This is a genomic window from Microbacterium radiodurans (genome assembly GCF_008710705.1).
Lineage (GTDB): Bacteria > Actinomycetota > Actinomycetes > Actinomycetales > Microbacteriaceae > Microbacterium > Microbacterium radiodurans.
In genome coordinates, this window is sequence record NZ_VYRZ01000003.1 from 82,658 (window position 1) to 94,842 (window position 12,185).

At 70.4% G+C, this 12,185-nt stretch carries 9 protein-coding genes; 1 reads left to right on the plus strand and 8 read right to left on the minus strand.

All coding sequences use genetic code 11. The features are described 5' to 3' along the window. Positions 1-47: 47 nt before the first annotated feature. The 7 genes from F6B42_RS10715 to F6B42_RS10745 all read right to left on the minus strand — a co-directional run bounded on the left by F6B42_RS10715 (position 48) and on the right by F6B42_RS10745 (position 9,529). On the minus strand, positions 48-1,847 hold the full coding sequence (locus F6B42_RS10715; RefSeq protein WP_150419691.1) for an ABC transporter ATP-binding protein: 1,800 nt from the start codon (positions 1,845-1,847) through the stop codon (positions 48-50). 19 nt (positions 1,848-1,866) lie between these two features. Continuing rightward, a complete protein-coding gene (locus F6B42_RS10720; RefSeq protein WP_150419692.1) occupies positions 1,867-2,793 on the minus strand; it encodes an N-acetylglucosamine kinase in 927 nt (308 codons plus the stop codon). Further along, positions 2,790-3,770, minus strand: coding sequence for a glycoside hydrolase family 113 (locus F6B42_RS10725; RefSeq protein ID WP_223878454.1), 981 nt, complete (start codon positions 3,768-3,770; stop codon positions 2,790-2,792). The genes F6B42_RS10720 and F6B42_RS10725 overlap by 4 nt, the downstream gene beginning before the upstream one ends. Continuing rightward, on the minus strand, positions 3,767-6,301 hold the full coding sequence (locus F6B42_RS10730; protein WP_150419693.1) for a glycoside hydrolase family 2 protein: 2,535 nt from the start codon (positions 6,299-6,301) through the stop codon (positions 3,767-3,769). The genes F6B42_RS10725 and F6B42_RS10730 overlap by 4 nt, the downstream gene beginning before the upstream one ends. Then, on the minus strand, positions 6,298-7,206 hold the full coding sequence (locus F6B42_RS10735; RefSeq protein WP_150419694.1) for a carbohydrate ABC transporter permease: 909 nt from the start codon (positions 7,204-7,206) through the stop codon (positions 6,298-6,300). Before F6B42_RS10735 ends, F6B42_RS10730 begins: the two co-directional genes overlap by 4 nt. Then, entirely contained in the window at positions 7,203-8,129 is a 927-nt protein-coding gene (locus tag F6B42_RS10740) for a carbohydrate ABC transporter permease (RefSeq protein WP_150419695.1), read from the minus strand. The genes F6B42_RS10735 and F6B42_RS10740 overlap by 4 nt, the downstream gene beginning before the upstream one ends. Positions 8,130-8,218: 89 nt before the next feature. Next, positions 8,219-9,529 carry an ABC transporter substrate-binding protein gene (locus F6B42_RS10745; protein WP_150419696.1) on the minus strand — a complete coding sequence of 437 codons (1,311 nt, stop codon included), beginning with the start codon at positions 9,527-9,529 and terminating at the stop codon, positions 8,219-8,221. Positions 9,530-9,806: 277 nt separating this feature from the next. Here F6B42_RS10745 and F6B42_RS10750 point away from each other — a divergent pair, with 277 nt between their 5' ends. After that, positions 9,807-10,814 carry a LacI family DNA-binding transcriptional regulator gene (locus F6B42_RS10750; RefSeq protein ID WP_150419697.1) on the plus strand — a complete coding sequence of 336 codons (1,008 nt, stop codon included), beginning with the start codon at positions 9,807-9,809 and terminating at the stop codon, positions 10,812-10,814. 22 nt (positions 10,815-10,836) lie between these two features. Here F6B42_RS10750 and F6B42_RS10755 read toward each other — a convergent pair whose 3' ends face one another. After that, positions 10,837-11,805, minus strand: coding sequence for an acetylxylan esterase (locus F6B42_RS10755; protein ID WP_150419698.1), 969 nt, complete (start codon positions 11,803-11,805; stop codon positions 10,837-10,839). Positions 11,806-12,185: the final 380 nt, after the last annotated feature.

A 12,185-nucleotide genomic window follows, 5' to 3' on the forward strand; every position in this document is an offset into this window, starting at 1 on the left:
GTGGGACATGCGCGCGGTGAGTCACGCGGATGGTGCGCGCGGGGCGCTCAGCCGCCGGACTGCACCAGCGCGAGGCGGGAGTAGAGGCCGCCGGCGGCCACGAGCTCCTCGTGCGTGCCGGTCTCGACGACCCGCCCGCGCTCGACCACCACGATGAGGTCGGCGCTGCGGACCGTCGAGAGCCGGTGCGCGACGATCAGGGTCGTCCGCCCCCGCCGCGCCCGATCGAGCGCCTCGGTGACGCGCGCTTCCGAGTGGGGGTCGAGAGCGCTGGTGGCCTCGTCGAGCACCAGGATGCGCGGATGCCGCAGCAGCGCACGCGCGATCGCGAGGCGCTGCCGCTGGCCGCCCGACAGCCGGGACCCCCGTTCGCCGACCAGCGTGTCGAGACCGTCGGGCGAGCCCGAGACGATGTCGAGGGCGTTGGCCTCGGCGAGGGCCTCGTACACGTCGGCATCCGTCACGTCAGCCGCGCCGTAGGCGACGTTCTCGCGCACGGAGCCCGCCAGCAGCACGGTCTCCTGCGGAACGATCGACACGAACCGGCGGAGCGAGCGCAGGTCGAGGCCGGCGATGTCGACGCCGTCGACGAGCACGCGGCCCGACACGGGCCGGACGAACCCCAGAACCGTGTTGAGGATGGTCGACTTGCCCGATCCGGAGGGTCCGACGAAGGCGACCGTGCGTCCCGGGGGGATCTCGAGGTCGACACCGTCGAGCGCCGGGCGATCGTCGCCGGGGTAGGTCACGACGACGCCGTCGAGACGGATCTCGCCGAACACCGCGCGCACCTCCTCCTTGCCGCGGCTGTCTTCGACGTCGAGCTCCTCGGCGACGTCGGCGATCGAGCGCATGGCGTCGAGGCCGCGGGTGAACACCGGTGCGGCGTTCATCAGCATCACGATCGCGTTGGTCAGCATGCCGAAGTACGTGCTCAGCAGCACGACCTGGCCGGGCGAGATGGGGGCGATGCCCGTCACCGCGAGCGTCGCAGACCCCGCGAGGCACAGGAGGCCGAGCACCTGGTACGAGATCCACGAGAGGGCGCCGAACCGGCCGTTGAGCAGGTCGAGGTCGCGACCCGCGCGCCGGACCGAGTCGGCGCGGGCGGCGACGCGCGCCGTCGCCACGTCTTCGAGCCCGTGTCCGCGCGTGATCGGCATGAGCGCGGCCATCTCGCTCACCTGCGCCGACAGCTGCTCCACCTCGCGGCGGAACTCCTCGTTCCGAAGCGCTGCACGCCGCCGGATGTAGACGATGAGGGATGCCGCGATCGGGATCGCCACGGCGAACACCGCCACGAACAGCGGCACGTTGAGCGCCGTGATGAGGATCGCGCCGGCGAGGGTCGAGAGGGCCGAGACGACCGTGGGGAAGACCTGGGCCAGCATGAGCTCGAGGTTCTCGACGTCGCGGACGATCTTGGTCTGGACGACCGACGCGCTCTGACGATTGTGGAAGCCGAGCGAGAGCCGCTGAAGGCGTGCCGCGAGTCCCGCTCGGACCGTGTAGGCGAGGGTGCGGTTCGCGGAGCTCGTCAGGCGCACCACGATCATGTTGAAGGGATAGTTCAGCGTGAGGACTCCCAGGGCGACGAGCGCCCACCACAGGATCCGATCGAGCGGGCCGCCGGCGACGACGATGTCGACGATCGCGGCGGTCACCGGCGGCAGCACCCAGACGGCGCTGTCCTTGATGACGAAGGCGACGACCGCCGCGGTCATGCCCCACCGGTGCGGGTGCAGCAGATGCAGCAGCGATCGCAGCGGACGTGCCCGACGCACCCCGCCCGTCAGCAGGGCTTCGGGGTCGACGAGAGGGATGCGGCCGGTCCGGGGCGCGGTCATCGCCGCGCCCGTGCGGGGCTCATACGACTCCTGCCCGGTGCACGGCCGCCGTCAGCGGGTGCGTCGGCGATAGCCCCGCCAGCGCCACGGCGCCGTCGATCCCCACACCCTGCGGTGCCACCACGCGGAAGTCCTCGCCGTCCGCGCCGATGGCGTCCTCGAACGCGCCGCGGAGGGTGGCCGAGCCGAAGACGCCGCCGATCGCGCACACCGCGACCGGCTCGGCGCCGGTGCGCACCCGACCGATCGCGGTCCGGGCGCTGTGCGCGAGCTCGCGCGCGGCCCGCACGCTGATCGCTTCGGCGACGGCGTCGCCCGCGTCGGCCGCGCGGGCCACGTCGACGGCGAGCGAGGCGACGATGCGCACGCGATCGGCGTCGGCCTGCAGGGCCATGTAGGCCTGCGAGAGGTCGGGCCAGCGTGCCAGCGCCGCCTCCGTCAGCATCGTCTGCGGGCCGCGCCCGTCGTACGCGCGCATGACGGACTCGAGCGCCTCGCGGCCGATCCAGTAGCCGCTGCCGGCATCGCCCATGATCCATCCCCACCCGTCGACGCGCGCGATCGCACGCGCGCCGACGGCGAGGGTGACGACGCCGGTGCCGGCAGCGACGACGGCGCCGTGCCGGTCGCCGAGGGCGCCGAGGAAGGATGTCGTGGAGTCGTGCGCCAGCAGGGCGCCGCGCACACCGGCATCCCGCACCAGGGTCAGCAGCGCATCGGCGTCCGCGTCCCGGTCGGTGAGTCCCGAGATCCCGGCCGACACGACATCGAGCGTGCCGCCGACGCGTTCCTGCGTCTCGTGCACGACCCGCGCGAGCTGCGGCAGGAGCGGACCGCCGGTGTGGATGCCGCGGAAGACGAGGTCCTCGCGGGCGCCGTCGACGTCGAGCCGGACCTTCATCCCGCTCTGGCCGGCGTCGATCGCGAGGACGCGACGGCCGCTCACGCGCGCACCGCCGCGGCCGTCAGATCGGCGTAGTGCCGGCGCATCAGCTCGCCCGCGGGTTTCCCGTAGGGGCAGTAGTCGTCGTTGCCCGCCGCGTCGGCGGGGTCGTAGAGGCTCGCCGGCCAGTCCCACAGGAAGAAGCCCGAGACCCAGGGACGCTCGGCGCACGCGTCGAACATCGCGCGGTAGTAGTCGAGCTGTGCCCGCCCCGACGGTGCCCCGGGCAGCTGCCAGTCATTGGGCTTCGCGGGCGAGTTCTCCCGCGAGGGGCAGCCGGCCTCGAGGAAGACGAACGGGCGGCCCGTCGCGGTGACGACCCGTTCGATCCGGTCGAGGTTCTCCTCCCACCGATCGATCGGGTAGTACCCGCTCGACGAGACGACGTCGACCGCGTCCCACCAGGTCACGTGGTCCTCCTGGTACTTGTCGCAGTTGTAGGTGATGAGCCCGGAGTATTCGGCGCGCACCGCGGCGATGAGGCGGCGCCAGTGCGCGTCCTGCCCGTCGGCGCGCACCATCTCGCACCCGATGCAGAGCATGGCGCATCCCTCGGCTTCCGCGATGCGGGCTGCGCTCACGATGAAAGCGGTGTACGAGGCGAACCACTCGGTCCAGCTCGGCTCGCCCGGAACGTCCCAGTCGAAGAAGCCGATGTGCGCGCGCCAGGTGCCGTCGGCGACGTTGACCACCGGTTTCAAGCACACCCGCATGCCGCGCGCGTGCGCCTCGCGGATCGCCCACACGATCTCGTCCTCGGCCACGGTGCGCTCGCCCGGGAAGGGGACCTCGGTCGAGAACGCCGTCTCCTGCACGGCCGCGTACGCCAGCGCGGTCCACGTGACGGCGTGCTCCGCCATCGCGTCGAGGGATGCCGCGCCCGCTGCGGTCCGCCAGGTGCCCCGCACGCCCGTCCACCCCCAGGTCATCCCGCAGACGGCGCCGTCGAGGCGTGGTGCGCCGGGCTCTGCTGCGCTCATCGGGGCACCACCAGCTGGTTCGCCGAGCGCAGCACACGCGGGTCGGCCAGCGCCGCGGCATCCAGCACGCCGTCGGCCGCGACGTCGTGGCGGACGACGACGGTCGCCTCCTCACCGGGGAGCAGCGTGATCAGTGCCTCCTCGGCGTGGGCCGTCGGGTGCACCTTGTCGACGAGCAGAGTGACGTCGCGGGCGAGCGCACGCGCGCCGATCGTGACCGCCGTGCCGCCGTCGGCCGCCCGCGTCACGAGCGTGAGGCCCGGATCGGTGAGCGCCGACTCGCGCGGCTCGGCGAAGTACCAGAGCCCGCGAGCGTCGGTCGTCTCGGCGACGAGCAGCTCGGATGCCGCATCCCCGGCATCGACGAGCGGCGCCGGAACGCCGACCGTGACCGAGCCCCGCGCCGGCACCGTCACGGTCTGCGAATCGCCCGCGAGCTCAGCGCCCGCGAACGTCAGCCGTCGCAGCCGCAGCTCGCCGACCCACTCGTCGTCGGTGTCGTTGCCGAGCACCGCAGCCAGGCCGCCGTCCCGCGGCTGAACCGTCACGACGCGTGGGGCGAAGGCGTTCCGCATCGCGTGGAACAGCGGCTTGGCACGCTCGGCGCCGTCGATCGCCGCCCACGAGGTCACCGGCCAGCAGTCGTTGAGCTGCCAGACGATCGCGCCGGCGGTGTGGGGCGCGTGCGAGCGGAAGTGGTCGAGGGCGGCGCCGACGGCGAGGGCCTGGTTCAGCTGCATCGCCCAGTGCCACGTCTCCATGTCCTCGGGCTGGCGGAAGTGCGGGATGAGACCGCTCGAGAGCTTGTGGTTGCCCTCCATCGCCTTCTGATGCACGAGCATGCCGGGCGACTCGGGGGTCAGCGGCTCGTCGTCCAGCGCCTCGCGGAGCGTCGTCCACGCGGGCGGCCCCTGCCATCCGAACTCCGCGACGAAGCGGGGGCGGTGGTCGCGGTAGGTGAGCCAGTCGCGCCGGTTCCACTGCTCCCACAGGTGCATGCTGCCGTGCTGCTCGTCGTTGGGATGCGGCCCGGTCTGGACGCCCGCCGCGGCATCCCACTGCGTCTCGGGACTGAACGGGCTGCCCGGGGTGTAGGGGACGTGCGGTGCGAGTTCGGCCACGATCTCGGGGAAGAGCTCGTAGTAGTAGGACGCACCCCACGTCTTGCCGTCGAGGCGCAGCTTCCAACCCCAGTCCTCGAAGCCCCAGATGTTCTCGTTGTTGCCGTTGAGCAGCACGAGCGATGCGTGCGAGGCGAGGCGCACCGTGTTCTCGCGCGCCTCGGCGATGATCTCGGAGCGCAGCGGCTCTTCCTCGGGGTACGCCGCGCAGGCGAAGAGGAAGTCCTGCCACACCAGCAGGCCGAGCTCGTCGCAGAGGTCGTAGAAGTCATCGCTCTCGTAGAGACCGCCGCCCCAGATGCGGACGAGGTTGAGGTTCGCCTCGAGCCCCTGCCGCAGGCGTCGTTCGTAGCGGGCGCGGTCGACGCGGACGGGAAGGGCGTCGTCGGGGATCCAGTTGACGCCCTTGACGAAGATCGGCCGATCGTTGACGACGAGCGTGAACGGCGTGCCGGCGTCATCGGGGGTCGTGTCCCAGACGACCGTGCGGAACCCGACGCGGCGTGCGGTGTCGTCGAGGGCCGCGCCCGCGGCGTCATCGAGGGCGACGGTCACGTCGTACAGCGGCTGGTCGCCGTAGCCGACCGGCCACCAGCGCGACACGGCCTCGAGGTCGAGGTCGAGGTGGACGTCGTCGCCGACGACCTCGGCCGCGACCTCGACCGAGACCTCGGTCGACGTCGTCGTGGCACCCTGTTCCGGCCGGCTCATGCTCGCCCGGACGCGCAGCGGCGCGGCATCCGATCCATCGCGCTCGATGCGGACGTCGACCGAGACCCGGCCGCCGTCGCCCGACGGGGTCGCGGCGACGCGCACCTCGGCCAGCCGTGCGTCGGACCACGATTCGAGGCGCACGCCCTTCCACAGCCCGCTCGTGTACGTGGCGATCCCCCAGTCCCAGCCGAAGCTGCAGGCGGACTTGCGGATCGCCTCGTAGGGGAGGCCGTACGGCCGGGGCCGTGCGCCCAGGCGGATGCTCTCGGCGTTGGCGTAGGGGATCGGCGCGCGGAAGGCGACCTCGAGCTCGTTCTCGCCCTCGCGGAGCGCGGATGCGACATCGAAGCGGTACGAGCGGTGCTGGTTCGCGACCTCGCCGATCACTTCGCCGTTCAGGCGGATCGTCGCGACCGTGTCGATGCCGTCGAAGACGAGGTCATGCCGCCTCGCGCCGTCGGGGGCCCACGCGAAGGTCGTGCGGTACGTCCAGTCGACGAGTCCGATCCAGGCGAGCAGCTGCTCGTTGGAGCCGTGGAACGGGTCGGGGATGAGGCCCGCGGCGAGCAGGTCGACGTGGATGCTGCCGGGGACGACGGCCGGCACGACCGCGGACGCGATCTCGGCGGGTGCGGGTCCGTCGGCGGCGCGGGCGGTCCACCCGTCGTGCAGGGGGCGGGGGGAGAGGTGTGTCACTTGACGGCTCCTGAGGTGAGGCCCTGGTAGATCCATCGCTGCAGCAGCAGGAAGGCGATGAGCGTCGGGATGATGACGACGAGCGTCCCGGCGGCGATCACCTCCCACTGCGCACCGAACGGGCCCTTGAAACGGAAGAGGGAGGTGGAGATCATCCCCTCGGACGGCAGGTAGAGGAAGGGTGCGTAGAACTCGTTGTAGACGGCGATCCCCTTGATGATGACGACGGTCGCGATGGCGGGCTTGAGAAGCGGGAGCACGATGCGCCAGTAGATCGTCCACCGGTTCGCCCCGTCGATCATCGCCGCTTCGTCGAGCGACATCGGAATCGACTGCATGAACTGGATGAACAGGTAGATCGCGATGATGTCCGTCCCCATGAACAGCAGGATCAGCGCGGCCTTCGTGTCGTAGAGGCCGAGTCCGTTGACGAGCTGGAACGTCGCGACCTGGCTCGTGACCCCCGGGATCAGCGTGGCGAGCAGGAAGAGACCCATGACGAGCTTCTTGCCGCGGAAGGCGAACCGGTCGAGCGCGTACGCGGCCATCGTGCCGAGGGCGATCGTCCCGACGAGGGAGACCGCCAGGACGATCGTGGTGTTCACGAAGCCCTCGAGCATCTTGCCGCTCGTGAACGCCGTCACGAAGTTGTCGAAGTTCAGCCAGTTCGAGGGCGGATCGAAGGGGCCGGTCGAGGCGTACTCGCTCGAGCTCTTCATGCTCGCGAACAGCAGCACCGACAGCGGCAGCAGCGTCACGACGGCGGCGATGACGAGGCTCGTGTACTTCGCGGTCGTCGCGCTCATGCCGCTCAGTCGCTGCAGGGGCGTGCGGCCCGAGACGCGGCGCCGCGGCGGGGCGGTCGTCTCGGACGCCGCGGGGCGCGGGGTGAGGGTGACGGTCACGTCAGATCCACCTTCTCGTCGGGGAACACACGTCGTTGGATGAAGGTCACGACCAGCACGATCGCGAGCAGGACCACCGCCATCGCCGAGGCGAGGCCGACCTGCCGGAACGAGAAGGCGGTCTGCAGCGTCTGGATGACGAAGGTCGCCGACCCGTTCGCGCCGCCGGTCATGATGAAGGGCACCTCGAACACCGACAGGCTGCCGGCGATGGCGAGGATGAACGACAGGCCGATGATGCGACGGATGCCGGGGGCGATGATCGACCAGAACTGCTGCCACTTGTTGGCGCCGTCGAGATCGGCGGCCTCGTACAGCTCGCGCGGGATCGACTGGATCGCGCCGAGGAAGAGCACGAAGTTCAATCCGGTGTAGCGCCACACCGAGGTGCCGGCCAGCGACCAGTTGACGACGTTCGGGTCGCCGAGCCACTGCGGCGGGTCGGCGACGCCGAACCACGACAGCACGGTGTCGAGGGTGCCGCCGGGCTGGAACAGGTAGAGGAAGACGAATCCGATCGCGACGCCGTTGATCAGGTAGGGGAAGAAGAGGATGCCGCGGAAGAGGCTCGAGAACCGGGTCGAGAAACTCAGGATGGTGGCGAAGTAGAGGGCGATCGCCATCTGCGCGAACGAGGCCGCGAAGTAGTAGAGGCTGACCCAGAAGACGTTGAAGATGCGCGGGTCGGTGAAGACCTGGACGTAGTTGTCGAGACCCACGAAGTTCTTCGTGAGGTCGATGCCGTCCCAGTCGGTGACGGAGTAATAGAAGAGGTTCACCGCCGGCCAGTAGGTGAACAGCAGGAGCAGGCCGACCGCGCCGGAGAGGAAGAGCCAGGGGGTGAGCTTCTGGAAGATGCCGCGGCCTGCTCCCCGCGCTCCCGACGCGGGGGCGCCGGATGCGCGGCGTGAGGTGCCGCGCATCCGACGCGCCCGTGCGGGCGCGGACAGGACCGCTGGAGCATCCGCCGGAGCGGAGCCGGGAGTAGCGATCGCCATCGTCGTGCCTTCTCTCAGCCGAGCTTCTCGACTGAGGCGCCCCAGCGCTCGTTGAGCTCGGCGAAGTAGCTGTCCTTATCGCCGTCGGCGGCGCCGCGGGCGATGTCGACGAGCTTCTGCCGGTAGATCGGGCCGTAGAGGTCGATCTGCGAGTCGTCGGCGACCTCGTTGATGAGGCCCTCCTTGCCGGCGGGTGCGGCGTTGATCTCCATCAGCTCGACGCCCGCGTCGGTGAAGCCGGCGAGGTTGTCGGGCAGCGGCTTGTCGAGGACGGGCGAGATCATGCCCTGCGCCTCGGTGTAGCCGGAGTCGGCGACGACCCACTGGATCCACGCCCAGGCGGCCGCCTTGGCCTTCGAGTGCTTGCTGACGGCGAGGTTGTAGTCACCGCCCACGACGGCGTACTGGGTGCCGTCGACGGTCGCCGGGAACGCCATGTAGCCGATGTCGTCGGCCGAGGCGCCGTTGTCCTCCGCGGCGGCCTGCATCTGCGAGATCGCCCACGAGCCGAGGGTCATGGCGCCGATCTTGCCCGTGCCGAGGTCGACCTTCGACTGCTCCCAGTTGGTGGTCAGCGGGTCGGGCTCGGTGAGGCCCGCCGAGACCGCGTCGAAGAGGAGCGAGTCGATCGCGTAGACGTCCGTCCCCTCGGTCCAGGGGGCGGGGTCCTCGGCCATCGTGACCGGTGCGTCGGGGTCGTTGGTGACCGAGCCGAGGTTTCCGAAGCTCTGGGTCAGCGGCCAGCCGTCCTTGTAGTTCGTGTAGAGCGGGATCGCGTCGGTGTTGTCCCCCACCGCCTGGAGCGCGTCGAGGAACTCCTGCTCGGTCGTCGGAGGGGTCGTGATGCCGGCCTCCTCGAAGACCTTCTTGTTGTAGACGACGCCGTTGGCGTTGCCGCCGAAGGCGATGCCGTACTGCGTGCCGTCGAAGCTGGCGGCGGGGAGGAACCGGTAGGTGTCGGCAAACGACGATGTGTCGCCGAGCGGCTCGAGGAACTGGTCGTACTGCTCCGGCTTGATGGTCGGGATGCCGATGACGTCGCCGTAGTTGTTGGTCGACATGCGCGTCGTCATCTCGCCCGCGTAGTCGGTGATGCCCTCGAACGTGACGTTGACGTCGGGGTAGGTCTTGTTGAATTCGTCGGCGTACTTCTGGAAGGTGCCGTCCTCGACGAGGTCGGTGCGCCACGTGACGACCTTGATGTCGCCCTTCACCTCGCCGTCGATCGTGTTGTCGGCGTCTGCTGATCCGCCGCCGGCGCAGCCGGCGAGGGTGATGCCCGCGAGGACGAGCGTTGCGACGGCCGCCATGCGTGTGCGTGCCATGTGGGTCTCCTGTCAGGTTCTTCGTTAAACCACTCGGGTGCCTCATCGGCTCCCGTGCCGACGATGGCGCTCACAGTAACCCCGGCGCAAGGCTAGTCGCAAGGGTGCAATGTCAGCGCTGTCTTGGTCTGTCCGCGCGGTCCGAAGGAGGGGTGAAATCGCTTCTACCGGGGTAAATATGGTCAGATAACTCGCACCGGCGGGCATCGATGTCGGAGAAATGTCTATCGTCGTCATTGCCGGACATGCGTGTTAGTCTGCTCGCAGGGAGGGACCGATGACGGTTCAACAACGCGCCACGCTCGACGACGTCGCGCGCCTCGCCGGTGTCAGTTCGAAGACGGTCTCGCGCGTCTTCGCGCAGCGCGAGCTGGTCGCACCGCAGACGGTCGAGCGCGTCCTGACGGCGGCGAAGCGCCTGCGGTTCCGGCCCAACAGCCTCGCTCAGGGGCTTCGTCGCGGTGGCAGCCGCACGGTGGGTTTCATCATCGGCGACCTGGGGAACCCGTTCTACTACAAGGTGGCGGCCGGCATCGAGAAGGAGCTCTCAGCCTCCGGCTTCAGCTTGGTCGTGGCGACCACGGACGACACCGAGGAGGGCGAGGGGCGGGTCGCCGATGCCCTGCTCGCCCAGCGGGTGGGCGCGCTGCTGCTCGTTCCCGTCAGCGACGATCAATCGTATCTCGAGGGCGAGCGTCAGCTCGGCACGCCGGTGATCTCGATCGACCGACCGGCCCGCAATCTCGCGGCCGATTCCCTCGTTCTCGACAACCGTGCCGCGGTGCTCGAGGCGACCCGCCGGCTCACCCGCCGCGGGCATCGCCGCATCGCGTACGTGTGCAACCCGGCATCCGTGTACACGCAGGTCGAGCGCCTCGCCGGCTATCGGCAGGCGATGGCGGATGCCGGTGTGGCCGACACGACGCCCTGGGAGATGCTCAGCGACGATCCCGAGACCTCGCCCACCGAGCTCGTCCGCACGCTCTGGGTCGGCGCGGAGCCGCCGACGGCGATCATCGCGGGGAACAACCGCATCACGATCGGCGCGCTGCGCGCCCTGCGCGAGCGCGACGACCGCGGTCGGACGGCGCTCATCGGCTTCGACGACTTCGACACTGCCGATGTGCTGGGCGTCACGGTGATCTCTTACGACCCGCTGGAGCTCGGCCGTCGCGCCGCACGGCTGGCGATCGAGCGGATGGCCGACCCCGCGGGGTTCGTCCGTCAGATCACCCTGCCGACCTGGATCGTCGAGCGCGGGACGGGGGAGCGGCCGCCCGCGTGAGCCGGGCCGGTCGGATCGGGCGTCAGACGCGCTCGGCGAGGAAGCGAGCCTGCGCGGTCCACTGGTGCGCCTGGCCTCCCTCGTGCTCGTTGAAGGGGTAGACGACGATCTCCTTGTCGTCGCCGGCGAACGCGTTGAACGCGGCGTACACGGTCGACGGCGGGCAGATCGGGTCGAGCAGGCCTACCGAGAACAGCCCGGCGGTGCGCGCCCGCCGGGCGAAGTTCACCCCGTCGAAGTACGAGAGCGTCTCGAACACGTTCGACTCGGCGCCGCGATGCACGGCGAGGTAGCGCACGATCTCCTGATAGGGGTCCTGGCCGGTCATCCCCACGGCACGTTCGAAGTGACAGAGGAACGGCACGTCGGACATCACCGCCACGAGGTCGTCGCTCAGCGCGGCCGCGGCCAGGGAGATGCCACCGCCCTGGCTGCCGCCGCAGACCGCCACACGGGCGGCGTCCACTTCGGGAAGCGATCGCACGGCGTCGACGGCGCGGACGGCGTCGGTGAACACCCGCCGGTAGTAGTAGTGCTCCGGGGCTTCGATACCGCGGGTCATGAAGCCGGAGAACGACGGCCCCGTTCCGTGGGGGTCGGCCGTGGCGCCGCCGCTGCCCCACGCGCTGCCCTGACCGCGCGTGTCCATGAACAGGTGCGCGTATCCCGAGGCGGCCCACCCGAGGCGCTCGATCGGCAGACCGCGGCCGCCGCCGTAGCCGTTGAACTCGACGACGGCCGGAAGCGGTCCGCTCCGCCGGGCGGGCAGCAGGAGCCAGGCGCGGATCGGCTCGCCGGCGAAACCGGGGAACGTCACGTCGAAGGCGTCGATCTCGCTCAAGGCGGTCTCGATCGGCGTCACCGACACCTCGCCGCCGACGCTGCGGGCGGCGCTGATGGTCGCCTCCCAGAACTCGTCGAAATCAGAGGGCTCGGCGACGGCGGGGCGGTAGTTCTCGAGGTCGGCGAGGGGGAGGTCGAAGCGCGGCACGCGCTCACCCTAGCGCTCGCCGCGCGTTCGCGAGGCTCTGTCGCTCCGGCGCGGGATCCTGACAGCCGAGCACGTCGGCCACCGCGGTGCCGGGATGCAAGGGATCGGTTGCGACACCCCGGCGGGATGCGGCTGGGACCGGCGTGGCGGGGATGATTCCTTGCATCGCGGTCCGCCGCCGGCGAGGGGGCGGACCGCGGGCCAGTCCGGGCCCGCATCATGCCGGGCTGCCGGGATGCCGGGATGCCGGGCTGCCGGGATGCCGGTGTGCCGGGATGTCGGTGTGCCGGGATGTCGGTGTGTCGGGATGTCGGGATGTCGGTGTGCCGGGATGTCGGTGTGTCGGTGTGTCGGTGTGTCGGTGTGTCGGTGTGTCGGTG